The sequence below is a fragment of the Mycobacterium sp. SMC-18 genome (assembly GCF_045310895.1).
Lineage (GTDB): Bacteria > Actinomycetota > Actinomycetes > Mycobacteriales > Mycobacteriaceae > Mycobacterium.
Window position 1 is genome coordinate 31,162 of record NZ_JBJIAL010000043.1, and the last position, 14,995, is coordinate 46,156.

Below are 14,995 nucleotides of genomic sequence, written 5' to 3' on the forward strand. Positions count from 1 at the left end.
GATGACGGACCAACCGACGGACGGCACTCCGCCGGACGCCAATAAGCCGACGGAGTACATTCCGCAGCCACCGCCGGGTGGGTTCCCGCCGCCGCCACCTCCGGGAGGCGCTCCGACGGAATACATTCCGCAGGCACCGCAGGGTGGCTACCCGCCCCCGCCGCAGGGCGGCTACCCGCCGCCTCCGGGCGGAGGATTCCCGCCCCCGCCGCAGGGCGGCTACCCGCCTCCTCCGGGGCAAGGTGGATACGCCCCGCCGCCCCCGCCGCCGGGTGGTGCCTACCCGCCGCCCCCGCCGCCGCAGGGTGGCTTCGCGCCGCCGCCGCCAGGGGCATACCCGCCGGCCGGCTACCAGTACGGTGCGCCGGGCGGTGCCGCCCCGTTCAGCGTCGGCGACGCGCTGTCGTGGGCGTGGAACAAGTTCACCAAGAACCCGGCGCCGCTGATCGTGTCGGTGTTGGTCTACGGCCTCATCGTCGGTGTCATCGCCAGCATCGTGCAGTTCAGTGCACTGGGATTGGCTGACACTTCCGTTTCGAGCTACTCGGCGGACGACGCCGGCTTCAGCTACTCGTACAACGTCACCTCACTGGGACCGGCCAGCATCGCCATCCTGGTGCTCGGTTACCTCGTGTTGCTGGTGGTCGCGGCGGCCATCTCGTCGGCCCAGTACGTCGGCCTGCTCGGCATCGCCGACGGGCAGCCGACCACCATCGGGTCGTTCTTCAAGCCGCGCTACATCGGGCCGATGATCGTCCTGACGCTCATCGTCGGTGTGCTCGTCGGTATCGGGTACGTGTTGTGCGTTATCCCCGGTCTGATCGTCGCGCTGTTCGCGATATTCGCGCACCCGATCCTGGTTGATCGCAACCTGTCGCCGATCGATTCGCTGAAGGCCAGCATCGAGATCGTGAAAGCCAATGTCGGACAGGTGATCCTGGTCTGGCTGGTGGCCGGCTTGATCGCCGCGGCCGGCATCCTCGCCTGCGGCGTCGGTGTCCTGGTCTCCGGTCCGGTCGCCTCGCTGATGCTGGTGTACACGTACCGTCGCCTCAGCGGTGGTCAGGTCGCCCCGCTGACGCCGTAACGCCGTGGCCTGTTCGGGGGACGCCGGTCGCGGCCCCCGAACAGGCATGACGGCAGCACCCCATGAGACAGGACGACTTGAACTACACACCCTGGTGGGCCCGCGTGGTGGCCAGCCTGATCGACCGGGTCCCGCCGCTGTTCGTCATCATCGTCGGCGGCCTGGTCGAGCGCTCCCAGCGCGTGACGAAATGCCTTGCCGACCAAGCGGACTACAGCATCGGCCCGTACTGCGCCACCGGGAACTCTGTCGCCGGTGTGCTGATCTGGCTGGCCGGACTCGTCGTCGCCGTGTTGTTCATGGTGTGGAATCACGGGTATCTGCAGGGCACCACGGGCGCCAGCCTGGGTAAGCGGGTGTTGCATTTCCAGGTGATCGACGAAAAGACGGGGGAGCCCGTCGGTTTCGGTCGCTCGGTGGTGCGGCAGCTGGCGCACGTCGTCGACGCCGTCCCGGTGTTCGCCGGTTACCTGTTCCCGCTGTGGGACGCCAAGCGGCAGACCCTGGCCGACAAGATCATGTCGACCGTCTGCGTGTCGACGCGATGATGGCGTACGCCCCGTGGTGGCGGCGGGCCGCTGCCGCGGTCATCGACCTGCTGCCTCTGCTGGTACTCACCGCGGCCGGTGCGGCACTGGTGTGGTTCACGCGAGACCGGCTGTGCGACACCGATACTTCCGCGTTCGACGGCGGCGCCCAATGCGGTGACGGCTACTCGACGCTGGGCTACGTCAGCCTGGTTGTCACCTGGGCGCTCATGGTCGGTTATCTGGTCTGGAACTTCGGCTACCGCCAGGGACGCACCGGCGCCAGCCTCGGCAAGACGGCCCTGCGCGTCCGGGTCGTCGGTCAAACCTCAGGCACGCCAATAGGTTTCGGGCGTTCACTGCTCCGGCAGGCGGTACACCTGGCCGACCTGTCGATCGTCGGCTATCTGTGGCCGCTGTGGGACGCCAAGCGACAGACGTTCGCCGACATGGTGATGGAGACCGTCTGCGTGACGCCGCCGCGCACGCGCACCCCCGTCAGCGGAACGCACTGACCCCGGTCAGCGCCTGCCCGATCACCAGCTGGTGTACCTCGGACGTGCCCTCGTAGGTCAGCACCGACTCCAGGTTGTTGGCGTGCCGGATCACCGGGTACTCCAGGGTGATGCCGTTGGCGCCCAACAGGGTTCGGCACTGCCGGGCGATCTTGATGGCCTCGCGGACGTTGTTCAGCTTGCCGACGCTGACCTGCTCGGGCTGGATCTTCCCGGCGTCCTTGAGCCGGCCGAGCTGCAGGGCGAGCAGCTGCGCCTTGCCGAGTTCGACGGCCATGTCGGCGATCTTGGCCTGCGTCAGTTGGTATTCCGCGAGCGTCTTGTCGAAAACCGTGCGCGTGCCGACGTAGTCCAGCGTCGCCTGCAGACAGTCGCGCGCCGCGCCCACCGCGCCGAACACGATGCCGAACCGCGCCTCCGACAAACAGCTCAGCGGGCCGGACAGGCCGCGCGCGCCGGGCAGCCGCGCGGACTCGGGCAGCCGGACGTCGTCGAGGCTGAATTCAGAGGTCACCGAGGCCCGCAGTGACATCTTGCGCGTCATCTCGCGGGCGCTGAAACCCGGTGTGTCCGTGGGCACGGCGAAGCCCAGCACGCCTTCTTCGGCGCGGGCCCACACCACCGCGACATCGGCGACCGAGGCGTTGGTGATCCACATCTTGGACCCGTTGAGGATCCAGTCGTCGCCGTCGCGGCGCGCGGTGGTGCGCATGCCACCGGGGTTGGATCCGAAGTCCGGCTCGGTGAGACCGAAACAGCCGATCAGGTCGCCCGCCGCCATGCCGGGCAGCCACTGCTCGCGCTGCTCCTCGCTGCCCCAGTGGTGGATCGCGAACATCGCCAGCGAGCCCTGCACCGACACCAGGGACCGGATGCCGCTGTCGACGGCCTCCAGCTCCTGGCACACCAGCCCGTAGGCCGTCGCCGTCGAACCGCTGCAGCCGTACCCGGTGAGGTGCATGCCGAGCAGACCCAGCTTGCCCACCTCGGCGGCGATCTCGCGCACCGGAACCGAACCGTTCTCGAACCACTCGGCGATGTAGGGACGCAGCCGTTGCTCGCCGAACTGGCGCACCATGGTGCGCAATTCGATGTCCTCGGCGCTCAGCAGGTCGTCGGTGCCGAGCAGATTGTCGATCGAGGCTGTCATGGTGCAGTTCTACACCGGGAGTTCGGCGTAAAGCGAGAGCAGGCCCCGGCTACGCTGGTCGCTCAGGGACAGACGGGGTGGACGATGACTGAGCAGGAACACAACCAGGGCGCGGACGAGCCGGAGGCGTCGACCCCGGCTTACGGTATGCCGCCGCTCCCGGCCTACGGCGCGGAGCCCTACCCGTCCATGCCTGCGCCCGAGCCGTTCCCGCCGCCGGCCGCGGGTTTCCCGGCCCCCGGTTACCCGCCGCCGGTCGGGCCGTATCCGCCTGCGGCCCAGGGATATCCGGGTATGCCGCCGATGCCGGGCATGATGCCGTTCGGTTACGCGCCGGTGCCGAAGACCAACGGGCTGGCCATCGCGTCGTTGGTCTGCTCGCTGCTGGGGCTGGTGACGTGTGCGGGCACCTCGATCCTCGGCGTGATCTTCGGGCACCTCGCCAAGTCGCAGATCAAGCAGAGCGGTGAGGAAGGCGAGGGCATGGCTCTCGCGGGCTTGATCGTCGGCTACATCGGGTTGGCCGTCTTCGCGCTGATTGCCATCTTCTATTTCGGCCTGATCGCGCTCATCGTGGGCAGCAGCGGTACGAGTACGTACTAGACGGGGACACCACCAATGACGAATCCATACGAGCCGGCGTCGAACGCATACGAACCCGGCGACAGTTCCGCCCAGCAACAGCCGGGTGAACCGCAGTTCGGGCAGCCGGACTACTCGCAGCAATCGGGCTATCCGCAGCAGCCCGGTTACCCGCCGCCGGGTTACCCGCAGCAGCCCGGTTACCAACAGCCCGGTTACCCACCGCCGGGGTACCCGCAGCAGCCGGGCTACGGCTATGTGCCGCAGTACGCGGCCGATCCGTCCGCGCCGTGGGGCCGCGACCCCCTGACGGGACTGCCGCTGTCGGACAAGTCCAAGGTGACGGCCGGGCTGCTGCAGCTGTTCTTCGGCACATTCGGAATCGGTCGTTTCTATCTCGGAACGACGACAATCGCAGTCGTTCAGCTGTGCCTGGGAGTAATCGGCTTCCTCACTTCATGGCTCATTATTGGGCTCGTGCCGCTGTTCGCGGTCGGTGTGTGGGCTCTTGTTGACGCGATCATGATCTTCACCGGCTCAGTCAAGGACCCGCAAGGCCGCCCGCTTCGCAGTTGACGTGATCGCACTAGGCTGGCGCCTGTGAGTGAGCAGCGCAGCCAGGCAGACCACTACCGCGCCTACGGACCGTCGACCCGGGCCATTCATGCCGGGTTCCGGCCGGACCCACAGACCGGCGCCGTCAACACCCCGATCTACGCCAGTTCGACGTTCGCGCAGGACGGCGTCGGCGGGCTGCGAGGCGGCTACGAGTACGCCCGCACCGGCAACCCGACCCGGGCGGCGCTGGAGGCGCTGCTGGCCGCAGTCGAGGGCGGGCACTACGGCCGCGCGTTCAGCTCGGGCATGGCGGCCACCGACTGCGCGCTGCGCGCCGTGCTGCGCCCGGGCGACCACATCGTCATCCCCGATGACGCCTACGGCGGCACCTTCCGGCTGATCGACAAGGTCTTCACGCAGTGGGGCATCACTCACACGCCGGCGCAGCTGTCGAACCTCGACGAGGTGCGCGCGGCGATCACCTCGAAGACGCGGCTGATCTGGGTGGAGACCCCGACCAACCCGCTGCTGTCCATCGCCGACATCTCGGCCATCGTGCAGATCGCCGCGACATCGGGCGTAAAGGTGTTGGTGGACAACACCTTTGCCTCACCGGCGCTGCAGCAGCCGCTGTCTCTCGGTGCGGACATCGTGCTCCACTCGACCACCAAGTACATCGGTGGCCACTCGGACGTCGTCGGTGGCGCGCTGGTGACCAATGACGAAGAGCTGGACGCGAAGTTCGGGTTCCTGCAGAACGGTGCCGGTGCGGTGCCCGGCCCGTTCGACGCCTATCTGACCTACCGCGGCCTCAAGACGCTGCCGCTGCGCATGCAGCGGCACTGCGAAAACGCCTTGCGGGTCGCCGAATTCCTCAACGACCACAAGGCCGTCTCGACGGTGCTGTACCCGGGTCTGTCGAGTCATCCGGGCTACGAGGTGGCGGCCAAGCAGATGAGCGGCTTCGGCGGCATGGTGTCGGTGCGGCTGCACGGCGGCGAGCCGGCCGCACGCGAATTATGCTCGCGCACAGAAATTTTCATCCTCGCCGAGTCACTCGGTGGCGTGGAGTCGCTGATCGAGCACCCGGGCGCCATGACGCACGCGTCCACCGCCGGCTCGCAGCTGGAGGTGCCGAACGATCTGGTCCGGCTGTCGGTCGGCATCGAGGACGTGGCCGACCTGATCGGGGATCTGGAGCAGGCCCTGGGCTAGACCAGGGCAGCCCGCACCGCGGCGGCCGTGACGGCGAGGTTCACCTCGGCGACGCCGGTCTCGTACTCGTTGACCCAGTGGCCGCTGGCGATGTCGCCGGCGCGGGCATGCACCCACCGCCAGCCGCGGTCGTTGAGGCTCATCAGCGAGCCCAGGCCGTCGACGGTGTGCAGCAAGGTCACGATGGCCGCCGTCGCCGGAGCAGGCGGCCTGCGGTCGAACAAGGCCGACAGCATCTGCGCGCGGGCCTGGCCGACTCGCCCCCGGTCGGTCAGCGGCAAGGCATAGTGCGGCCGGAACCTGTTGCCGCCCAACGGTTGACGACGTAGTTGCCCGGCGCGCTCCAGCCGGTCGATGAGGCTGTCCTCGGTGCCTTTGCGCAGTTTGGACAACACCGCCGCGGGTCGTCGCGGCCGCTGCCGGAGCAGTTCCAGTGCCGGCGCGGACACCGGGTCGACGGCGCCGTCGCCGGAGAGGGCGACCAGGTGGCCGTCGGGTGCGCCGTCACCTGGCGCGGCGGGCCGAATACGGCACGCCAGCGCCAGGTCCAGCAGAACGGCACCGGACAACACCCGGTGCCGACGTGGTTGATCCAGACCCGGCTGTGCGGACGAATTGTCGAGGAGCAGCAGATACAGGTCTTCGGCGATCTGAGCCATGAATGTCAGCTGGTGGCCGGCGGGGTAGCGCCGGCCGTCGCAGGGCTAGGCGTGATAGGGCTCAGCCTTGACCAGCGTGACCTTGACGGTGGCGCCGCTGGGGACGGTGTAGCTGCGCTCCTCGCCGACCTTGGCGTCGATCAGTGCGTGGCCGAGCGGCGAGTTGGGGGAGTACACCTCGAGCTTGCCGTCGGTGACGCCTTCCTGGCGCGTGGCGATCAGGAACGTCTCGGTGTCGTTCTTGTCATCGTCGTAGTAGACGGTCACGACAGAGCCGGGCAGCGCCACACCGGACTTCTTCGGCGCCTCGCCGACCTTGGCGTTGTTGAGCAGTTCCTGCAGCTGACGGATGCGGGCTTCCTGCTGGCCCTGCTCTTCGCGGGCCGCGTGGTAGCCACCGTTCTCGCGGAGGTCACCCTCTTCGCGGCGGTCGTTGATTTCGGCAGCGATGACCGGACGGTTGGCGATCAGCTGATCGAGCTCGGCCTTCAGGCGCTCGAATGCTTCTTCGGTGAGCCAGGTGACCTGGGTATCGGTCATGTCTGCTGCTCTCCTGTCGTTTGTAAGCGTGCGTGTATGCCCGGGCGTTTTGTCCGGGGTTGCCCCGTTGCTTGGGGCCGGCGGTGCTGCGATCGCGAGGGCAGGTCCAGGTCCCCCCAGAAGGTGCCAGCAGGTGCCCGCTAATGCAGCAATACACGGCCCCAGTCGGAACCGTGTACTGAGCAAGCGTACCACTTGGCCGTCTCCGAACGGTCATGATTTCGCAGTTCGGAGTTCGCCGGATGGTTGGTCACCGGGCCGACGATCAGGGCGCGACGAGGTACGACGGCACGTCGGTGCCGCAGCCGTAGACGTCGCCGACGACCGGCGGTTTTGTGGACTTCACGATCGCCGTCACCTGGACGGTTTTGGCCTCTGCCGGCGCGACGAGGATCTCGCGTCGTCCGGTTTCGCTGCCGTCGAGAGCCCTGGCGCGCACGATGCACACCGCGGGTTGGGCCGGGTCCTCGCGGGTGACGGAGATCGTCACCGCAACCGTTTCATTGTCGATGAGTTTGTAGGTGCTCAACTCACCCTTGACCGGGGACGTCCCCAGGCGCTGAAAACCGACGAACGCAAGCGCCACACCAGCGACGACGATGAGCAGCGTGAGGCCGATCGCGATACGGCGACGGGTCAGCCGGGACATGCGCTGCTGCCCGTAGCGGGCGGTGGGACGCTCGATCATGGCTGCTTTGGGTGCCCCATCGGTCGGTTCGGATTGCTTGGACTGGAACTATAGGACGCAGCGACATGGTTGGACTGCACCGAGTTGTCCCACCGAGTAGAGACAGTAGGTAAGGCACACGTGAGCGAACTGCGGTTGATGGCGGTGCACGCGCACCCCGACGACGAGTCGAGCAAGGGTGCGGCCACCATGGCCAAGTACGCGGCCAACGGCGCCCGGGTCATGGTCGTGACCCTGACCGGCGGCGAACGCGGCGACATCCTGAACCCGGCGATGGACCTGCCCGAGGTGCACGGCCGCATCCATGAGGTCCGCCGCGACGAGATGGCCCGGGCCGCCGAGATCCTCGGGGTGGAGCACCACTGGCTGGGGTTCGTCGACTCCGGACTGCCGGAGGGCGATCCGCTGCCGCCGCTGCCCGAGGGCTCGTTCGCCGTGGTGCCGATCGAGGAGCCCGTCCGTCGGCTGGTTCGGGTGATCCGCGAGTTCCGGCCGCACGTGATCACCACGTACGACGAGAACGGCGGGTACCCGCACCCCGACCACATCCGCTGCCACCAGGTGTCGATGGCCGCCTACGAGGCGGCCGCAGACCACGTGCAGTTCCCCGACGAGGGCGAGCCCTGGAGCATCTCGAAGTTGTATTACGGCCACGGCTTCCTGCGCCGGCGCATGCAGCTGCTGCAGGACGAGTTCGCCAAGCACGGGGAGGTCGGGCCGTTCGAGAAGTGGCTGCAGCACTGGGACCCCGAGCACGATCCCTTCGCCAACCGGGTGACGACCCGTATCGAGTGCGCCGAGTTCTTCGAGCAGCGGGACCGGGCATTGCTCGCGCACGCCACGCAGATCGACCCGAACGGCGATTTCTTCCGCGCGCCCATCGAATGGCAGCAGCGGCTCTGGCCGACCGAGGAGTACGAATTGGCCCGATCCAGGGTTCCGGTGACGTTGCCCGAGACCGATCTGTTCACGGGAGTATCGCTGTGATTTCTGTTCCGCTCACCATCCTGCTGGCCGAAGGTCCGCGCCAGACGGGTCCCGACTTCGGCAAGGCCAGCCCGGCCGGGCTGGTGATCACGCTGATCCTGCTGATCGCCGTGGTGGCGCTGGTCTGGTCGATGAACCGGCACCTACGCAGGCTGCCCGAATCCTTCGACCCCGCGCATCCCGAGCCAGATCAGGCGGTCGACGACGGCACCGTCGGCGGTGTTCCGCACGATGCGCCGACGGGCGACACTGGGCCTGGCAGCACTACAAAGCCAGAAGCTGGGTAAGACTCCAGGTATGGCAACGTCTGATGCACCGGCCTTCTCATCGCGGCTCGTACCTCACCGCTTGATCGGCGCCCGATGAACACCCTCGGCTCGGCCACCAGCCCCTACCTGCGCCAGCACGCCGACAACCCGGTGCACTGGCAGCAGTGGACACCGGAGGCACTGGCCGAAGCCGCGGCCCGCGACGTGCCGATCCTGCTGTCCATCGGCTACGCGGCCTGCCACTGGTGCCATGTGATGGCGCACGAGTCGTTCGAGGACTCGGACGTGGCTGCGGTGGCGAACGAGAACTTCGTCTGCATCAAGGTCGACCGGGAGGAACGTCCCGACCTCGACGCCATCTACATGAGCGCCACCGTCGCGATGACGGGCCAGGGCGGCTGGCCCATGACGTGCTTCCTGACGCCCGACGGCCGGCCCTTCTTCTGCGGCACCTACTACCCGAAAGACAACTTCCTGCAGCTGCTTTCGGCCGTCACCAATACCTGGCAGAACCGGCGGGACGAAGTCGAGCAGGCTTCTGACCAGATCGCCGCCGAGCTGCGCAAGATGTCGGCCGGGCTGCCCTCGGGTGGGCCGGCACCGTCGCCGGAACTGTGCGACCACGCTGTCGCCGCGGTGCTGCGCGACGAAGACCATGCACGCGGCGGTTTCGGTCGGGCGCCCAAGTTCCCGCCGTCGGCGTTGCTGGAAGCGCTGCTGCGACACCACGAACGCACCGGGTCCGCGCTCGACGCGGTGGAGCGCACCGGCACCGCGATGGCGCGTGGCGGCATCTACGACCAACTGGCGGGTGGCTTCGCCCGATACAGCGTGGACGCCTCGTGGGTGGTGCCGCACTTCGAAAAGATGTTGTACGACAACGCTTTGCTGCTCCGGGTATATGCACACTGGGCGCGACTGACCGGAAATCCGCTGGCGCGCAAGGTGGCGGACGAGACCGCGCGATTCATCATCGACGACCTCGGTGACGGTGGCATGTTCGTCTCGTCGCTCGACGCCGACACGGCGGGACATGAGGGCCTGACGTATGTGTGGACGCCGGCGGAGTTGGTGTCGGTGCTCGGCGGCGACGACGGCCGTTGGGCCGCAGCGCTTTTCGAAGTCACCGAAGCCGGGACGTTCGAACATGGCAGCTCGGTGCTGCAACTGCTGGCCGACCCCGACGATGCTGAACGCTTCGAGCAGGTTCGCGCGAAGTTGCTGGCGGCAAGGGCGTTGCGGCCGCAGCCGGGGCGCGACGACAAGGTCGTCACGGCTTGGAACGGCTTCGCCATCACGGCGCTGGCGGAAGCCTCGATCGCGCTCGGTAAACTCGAATTCCTCGACGCCGCAACGGGTTGCGCCCGCCGGCTGCTGGAACTGCATCTGGTCGACGGCCGGCTGCGCCGAGCCAGCCTCGGCGGCGTCGTCGGCGACAGCGCCGGAATCCTGGAGGACTACGCGGCGCTGGCGACGGGGCTGCTGACGCTGCATCAGGTGACGGGCGACCCGTCCTGGCTGACTGCCGCGCACTCCCTCCTCGACACCGCGCTCACGCACTTCACCGATCCCGACCGTGGCGGCCGCTGGTTCGACACCGCCGACGATGCCGAGGCCTTGCTGGTGCGCCCCGCCGACCCGGTCGACGGGGCGACGCCGTCGGGCGCGTCGTTGGTCGCCGAGGCGCTGCTGACGTTCGCCCACCTCGCCGCCGAACCCGAGCGGTACGTCAATGCGGCCGCTGCCACACTGGCGGCGGCGACCCCGATCCTGGCCCGCTCGCCGCGCGGCGGCGGCCACTGGCTGGCGGTCACCGAAGCAGCCGTCCGCGGACCCATCCAGATCGCGGTGGCGAGCACCGGGCCGGATTCGGAATTGCTCGGTGCGGCACGCAGATTCGCGCCCGGTGGCGCCATCGTCGTCGGCGGTGCCGAAGGGTCATCGGTGCTGCTCGACGGGCGTGGCCGTGTGAACGGCCAGGACGCCGCGTACGTCTGCCGCGGCCAGGTGTGCGACCTGCCGGTGACGACGGCGGGGGATCTCGCCGCTGCCCTCGGGGTGGCCGTGTAGCGTGCGGCGCATGCCCAGCGCTGAGCAGATCACCGAAAACGTCAACCGCTACCTGGACCTCGTCGACGTCGCCGACGCCGACGGGATCGCGGAGCTGTACGCCGTCGATGCCGCCATCGAGGACCCGGTCGGCGGTGAGGTGCACGTCGGCCGTCAGACGATTCACGGCTTCTACTCGAACATCGCCGGCACGAAGAACTCCCACGAACTGCACACGCTGCGGGTCTGCGGCCACGAGGCCGCGTTCTACTGGAGCCTGACCGTCAACAGTGCCATGCGCATCGACATCATCAGCACCATGAACTTCGACGCCGACGCCAAGATCACGTCGATGAAGGCGTACTGGGGCCCCGCGAACGTCACTCAGCTCTAGCGATTTGTGCACGATTTTCCGCGCCTACCGCGGAAAATCGTGCACAAATCCCTCAGGAGAAGACCGCGAACCACATCGCGATGTAGTGGCAGATGGCCGCCACCGCGGTGCAGGCGTGGAAGAACTCGTGGTGCCCGAACGTCCGGGGCCAGGGGTTGGGCCACTTGAGCGCGTAGAGCACGCCGCCGATCGAGTACAGCGCGCCACCGACGATCAGCAGCACGACGGCCGTGACGCCCGCGCCGTCGAGGATCGGGCCGATGAACCACGCCGCCACCCAGCCCAACAGGATGTACAGCGGCACACCGAGCCAGCGCGGTGCCGTCGGCCAAAGCATCTTCAGGGCCACGCCGGCCAGCGCGCCGCTCCACACGATCCAGAACAACAGCCAGCCGTCGGTGCGGACCGCGAGGAGCGCGAACGGCGTGTAGCTGCCGGCGATGAAGATGAAGATCATCGAGTGGTCGAGGCGCTTCATCCAGATGCGGGCGTTCTGCGACTTCCAGTTCACCCGGTGATAGGTGCCGCTGACGGTGAACATCGCCACGATGGTGAAGGTGTACAGCAACGTCGCCAATCCGGCGCGCGTGCCCTGCATGGCCCACGACACGGAAACCAGTGCAGCGCCGGCAAAGAACGCAACGACCGCCGAGTAGACGTGGATCCAACCGCGGGCGCGTGGCTTGCCGAAAAACTCGACGACGCTTTCCACGACCACGTCGGGAAGCGTTTCCGAATGGCGGAGCACCGCGGCGGCACGGTACGGCTTGGTCATGTTCGACGGTGCCTCAGCCCGCTCGGAGGCAGCCGGATCTGTATTGCTCGGAGCGGTCAACGTTCCTCCACTAACAGCCATGGGATACCCAGAAGTCCACAGTAGTCTGGTTTCTCGTGGACATCATTCCCCCGCGCCTCAAGGAACCGGCATACCGGCTCTACGAGCTGCGGCTGCGTCAGGAGCTTGCGCACTCGAAAGCGCAACTGCCACGCCATATTGCGGTGCTGTGCGACGGCAATCGGCGCTGGGCCCGTGAGGCAGGTCACGACGACGTCAGCTACGGCTACCGCATGGGTGCCGCCAAGATCGCCGAGGTGCTGCGCTGGTGCCAGCAGGCCGGCATCGAGATGGCGACGATCTACCTGCTCTCCACCGAGAACCTGCAGCGCGACCCGCAGGAGCTGGCGCCGCTGATCGAGATCATCACCGACGTCGTCGAGGAGATCTGCGCGCCCGACAAGAACTGGACCGTGCGGACCGTCGGCGACCTCGAGCTGCTCGGTGAGGAACCGGCCAAGCGGCTGCGCGACGCCGTCGAGTCGACCGCCGAGCACACCGGTGACGGTTCGTTCCACGTCAACGTCGCCGTCGGTTACGGCGGCCGCCAGGAGATCGCCGATGCGGTCCGCACCCTGCTGAGCAAGGAGCTCGCCAACGGTGCGACGGCCGAGGAACTCATCGAGGCGGTGACCGTCGACGGCATCTCCGAGAACCTCTACACCTCGGGCCAGCCCGACCCCGACCTCGTCATCCGCACGTCGGGGGAGCAGCGGCTCAGCGGATTCCTGTTGTGGCAGAGCGCGTATTCGGAGATGTGGTTCACCGATGCGCACTGGCCGGCCTTCCGGCGGGTGGACTTCCTGCGCGCCCTGCGTGACTACACGCTGCGGAACCGCCGCTACGGGAAATAGCGTTCGTGCCAGACTGAAGCCATGGCTGCGCTGTCGGCAGTGGTCTTCGCCCTGAGCTGGTGGCTGGGGCTGTATCTCCTGGCGCGCGATCCCCGCAAGCCCATCCTGGCGTGGTCCGCGGTCGGGTTGTGCAGCTTCGCCGTGGTGGTCGCGGTCGACGCCGTCCGGCTGGCGGGCGACGCACCGACCGGCCCGCTCAGTCACATCGAGGCGTATCTGGCCGTGCTGCCCGGTATCGCCTGGCTCACCGTGCTGCTCGAATTGTCCCGGCCCGTCGACTCGGCGCGGAGCCGGTGGGGCTTCGTCGCGGTGGCGACGGTGGCAGCCATCGCATTGGTGGGCGCCGGGATCTCCGGTGGCGTGCACCCGCCGCTGAGCCCCGGGCACTGGGTCATGGTCGGGGCCATCGCCCTGTCGGCGTTCGGTGCGCTCGTGCTGGCGGTACGACGGCTGCGCCGTGGTGCGTCGTCGCGCAAGATCGTCCCGCCGGTGGTGGCGGCGACGTTGTTCTTCGGGCTCGGCAACGCGATTCTGCTGATTCCGCTGGGGCTGTTGCCGAGCTGGTTGGTGCTGGCGTCGGCGGCCTTCGACGTGCTGCTGCTCGGTATCGCGGTGGCCTGGTGGGACGCCTTCGACGAGGGCCAGGCGCTGCGCGCGGGGATGCGCCGCTCGCTGGTCGGCAGCATGGCGGTGGCGGTGCTGTTCGGTGGCCAGGTGCTGATCGGCCTGGCGGTCACCGGCGAGCATCTGGCACTGATGGTGTTGTTGTTCACCAGCCTCGCGGTGGCGATCGCCATCAACGTGCTGGCCGATCCGCTGTCCGGGCTGCTGGACCGGCTGGCCTTCGCCCGCGAGCCCGATCTGCGGGCCGACCGCGCCGCGCTGCGCCGTACCGAGGCGGCACTGCCGCTGCGCGCCACCAACCCGCTCGACCACGTCGACGACGAGACCTTCGTCCGCCTGACCCGGCGGGCACTCGGCCACTACGCCGACCTCTCCAAGCTCGTCGCCTCACCGTTGACGACCCTCCCCGTGATCGACGAAAGACTGGCCCGCCGTGGCGCACCCGACCAGCCGCTGGAGCGCGCCAACGAACTCAAGGATTTGCTGGCCGACCGCATCGCGGCCCTCAAGCCGCGGGACGGCGGCGACTTCGGCACCACCGAGCAGTGGCGCTACTACAACTCGCTGTACTTCCCGTACGTCGTCGGGGTACGGGCCTACGCGCAGAACGCCACCGCGGCCGGGCTCGACCCGGTGGCCCGTCAGGCGTGGCAGTGGTTCGTCACCGAAGTGCCGCAGCGGTCGCTGCACAACTGGCAGAACGCGGCGGCGCGGGTCATCGCCGCCGACTTGCGCGGTAGCCCGGTGTCGACGCTGACCTAGGCACTTCACCTCGCTGACCTGCGGTTGGCAGTGCCTGGCAGTAGTCGGCAGCGTTTGGTGCAGACCGGGCGGCCCGGTTCGAGCAGTGTCGTGGGTGTCCCCAACCGGCACCGCAAGGAGCGACCGCCATGACCGCAATCAATCCCGGGCTCCACACCCGCCCACTGTCCGACAGTTCCGATTCCCTGCTCCGTTTCGCCCTCCGCGTCGACGGCACGCTGTGCTCGCTCACCGGCCTGCTGATGGCGTTCACCGCTGACCCGCTGTCCCGCTTGTCGGGGCTCTCGGCGACATCCGAATGGATCATCGGCGCGGTGTTGGTCGTCTGGGGGTTTGCTCTGTACGTCATGGCCGCCGTGCCCAGGATTCGGCGCGTCGGGACCGGCGTGCTGATCGGCAATCTCATCGGCACCGTCGCGGTGCTCGGCGTGCTGGCTTCCGGAGTGCTGCCGCTGACCGCGGCGGGCAACGTTCTGGTGCTGGCCGTCATGACCGTCGGCCTGGGCTGCGCCTGGCTGCAATACCTCGGAGTGCGCCGTCTGGCGTGACTCCCTTCCCGCCGGGCGGGGGCGTCGCTGAAAGAGGTTGCAGTTGACGTCCCCGCGCCGGCCTTCACCCCCTCCACCGAAAGGACTCTCAATGAGCCTGTCAAGCCGCCGCAGTGGTGATCTGAGGCGTGTTGGGCTGCCAGGTTCTGTTG

At 68.0% G+C, this 14,995-nt stretch carries 18 protein-coding genes; 13 read left to right on the top strand and 5 right to left on the bottom strand.

From position 1 onward, the window contains the following. Position 1 precedes the first annotated feature (1 nt). From ACJH6J_RS25500 to ACJH6J_RS25510, 3 genes are all read left to right on the top strand, one after another. On the top strand, positions 2-1,087 hold the full coding sequence (locus ACJH6J_RS25500) for a hypothetical protein (protein ID WP_212812771.1): 1,086 nt from the start codon (positions 2-4) through the stop codon (positions 1,085-1,087). Positions 1,088-1,149: 62 nt separating this feature from the next. Continuing rightward, positions 1,150-1,635 (top strand): RDD family protein, encoded by a 486-nt coding sequence (locus tag ACJH6J_RS25505; RefSeq protein WP_064860354.1) that lies wholly within the window; start codon positions 1,150-1,152, stop codon positions 1,633-1,635. Then, positions 1,632-2,129, top strand: coding sequence for an RDD family protein (locus tag ACJH6J_RS25510; RefSeq protein WP_234789747.1), 498 nt, complete (start codon positions 1,632-1,634; stop codon positions 2,127-2,129). The genes ACJH6J_RS25505 and ACJH6J_RS25510 overlap by 4 nt, the downstream gene beginning before the upstream one ends. On the opposite strand, the gene ACJH6J_RS25515 is transcribed toward ACJH6J_RS25510, so the two are convergent. Beyond that, positions 2,113-3,279 carry an acyl-CoA dehydrogenase family protein gene (locus ACJH6J_RS25515; protein WP_318986898.1) on the bottom strand — a complete coding sequence of 389 codons (1,167 nt, stop codon included), beginning with the start codon at positions 3,277-3,279 and terminating at the stop codon, positions 2,113-2,115. The genes ACJH6J_RS25510 and ACJH6J_RS25515 overlap by 17 nt on opposite strands. Before the next feature lie 84 nt (positions 3,280-3,363). Between ACJH6J_RS25515 and ACJH6J_RS25520 the strand changes: the two genes are divergently transcribed. The 3 genes from ACJH6J_RS25520 to ACJH6J_RS25530 are packed head-to-tail and all read left to right on the top strand — an operon-like array spanning position 3,364 to position 5,634. After that, positions 3,364-3,882 (top strand): DUF4190 domain-containing protein, encoded by a 519-nt coding sequence (locus ACJH6J_RS25520; protein WP_346415208.1) that lies wholly within the window; start codon positions 3,364-3,366, stop codon positions 3,880-3,882. 15 nt (positions 3,883-3,897) lie between these two features. Further along, on the top strand, positions 3,898-4,437 hold the full coding sequence (locus ACJH6J_RS25525) for a TM2 domain-containing protein (protein WP_406804720.1): 540 nt from the start codon (positions 3,898-3,900) through the stop codon (positions 4,435-4,437). Positions 4,438-4,461: 24 nt separating this feature from the next. After that, positions 4,462-5,634 carry a cystathionine gamma-synthase gene (locus ACJH6J_RS25530; protein WP_406776234.1) on the top strand — a complete coding sequence of 391 codons (1,173 nt, stop codon included), beginning with the start codon at positions 4,462-4,464 and terminating at the stop codon, positions 5,632-5,634. Here ACJH6J_RS25530 and ACJH6J_RS25535 read toward each other — a convergent pair. The 3 genes from ACJH6J_RS25535 to ACJH6J_RS25545 all read right to left on the bottom strand — a co-directional run bounded on the left by ACJH6J_RS25535 (position 5,631) and on the right by ACJH6J_RS25545 (position 7,521). Continuing rightward, positions 5,631-6,293, bottom strand: a complete 663-nt coding sequence (locus ACJH6J_RS25535; protein ID WP_406776235.1) for a GPP34 family phosphoprotein — start codon at positions 6,291-6,293, stop codon at positions 5,631-5,633. The two genes, ACJH6J_RS25530 and ACJH6J_RS25535, sit on opposite strands and share 4 nt — an antisense overlap. Positions 6,294-6,338: 45 nt before the next feature. Next, positions 6,339-6,833, bottom strand: a complete 495-nt coding sequence (gene greA / locus ACJH6J_RS25540) for a transcription elongation factor GreA (RefSeq protein ID WP_267315433.1) — start codon at positions 6,831-6,833, stop codon at positions 6,339-6,341. A gap of 265 nt (positions 6,834-7,098) precedes the next feature. Next, positions 7,099-7,521, bottom strand: a complete 423-nt coding sequence (locus tag ACJH6J_RS25545; RefSeq protein ID WP_406804721.1) for a DUF4307 domain-containing protein — start codon at positions 7,519-7,521, stop codon at positions 7,099-7,101. 120 nt (positions 7,522-7,641) lie between these two features. On the opposite strand from ACJH6J_RS25545, the gene mca reads away from it, so the two are divergent. From mca to ACJH6J_RS25565, 4 genes are all read left to right on the top strand, one after another. Further along, positions 7,642-8,508, top strand: coding sequence for a mycothiol conjugate amidase Mca (gene mca / locus ACJH6J_RS25550; protein WP_318986892.1), 867 nt, complete (start codon positions 7,642-7,644; stop codon positions 8,506-8,508). Further along, a complete protein-coding gene (locus tag ACJH6J_RS25555; RefSeq protein WP_406804722.1) occupies positions 8,505-8,795 on the top strand; it encodes a hypothetical protein in 291 nt (96 codons plus the stop codon). The genes mca and ACJH6J_RS25555 overlap by 4 nt, the downstream gene beginning before the upstream one ends. A gap of 75 nt (positions 8,796-8,870) precedes the next feature. Next, entirely contained in the window at positions 8,871-10,847 is a 1,977-nt protein-coding gene (locus ACJH6J_RS25560; protein ID WP_406804723.1) for a thioredoxin domain-containing protein, read from the top strand. Positions 10,848-10,857: 10 nt separating this feature from the next. Beyond that, positions 10,858-11,220, top strand: coding sequence for a nuclear transport factor 2 family protein (locus ACJH6J_RS25565; RefSeq protein WP_133425511.1), 363 nt, complete (start codon positions 10,858-10,860; stop codon positions 11,218-11,220). A gap of 52 nt (positions 11,221-11,272) precedes the next feature. Here the strand turns inward: ACJH6J_RS25565 and ACJH6J_RS25570 are convergent, their stop codons facing one another. Further along, complete coding sequence (locus tag ACJH6J_RS25570; RefSeq protein ID WP_020099204.1) at positions 11,273-11,995, bottom strand: hemolysin III family protein; 723 nt, start codon at positions 11,993-11,995, stop codon at positions 11,273-11,275. Positions 11,996-12,111: 116 nt separating this feature from the next. On the opposite strand from ACJH6J_RS25570, the gene ACJH6J_RS25575 reads away from it, so the two are divergent. From ACJH6J_RS25575 to ACJH6J_RS25585, 3 genes are all read left to right on the top strand, one after another. After that, the gene (locus ACJH6J_RS25575) at positions 12,112-12,909 is read left to right on the top strand and encodes a (2Z,6E)-farnesyl diphosphate synthase (protein ID WP_346415204.1); all 798 of its coding nucleotides are present in this window, start codon (positions 12,112-12,114) and stop codon (positions 12,907-12,909) included. Between the two features lie 21 nt (positions 12,910-12,930). Beyond that, positions 12,931-14,295 (top strand): hypothetical protein, encoded by a 1,365-nt coding sequence (locus ACJH6J_RS25580; RefSeq protein ID WP_406804724.1) that lies wholly within the window; start codon positions 12,931-12,933, stop codon positions 14,293-14,295. A gap of 128 nt (positions 14,296-14,423) precedes the next feature. Next, a complete protein-coding gene (locus tag ACJH6J_RS25585) occupies positions 14,424-14,843 on the top strand; it encodes a hypothetical protein (RefSeq protein ID WP_133425514.1) in 420 nt (139 codons plus the stop codon). The last annotated feature ends 152 nt before the right edge of the window (positions 14,844-14,995 follow it).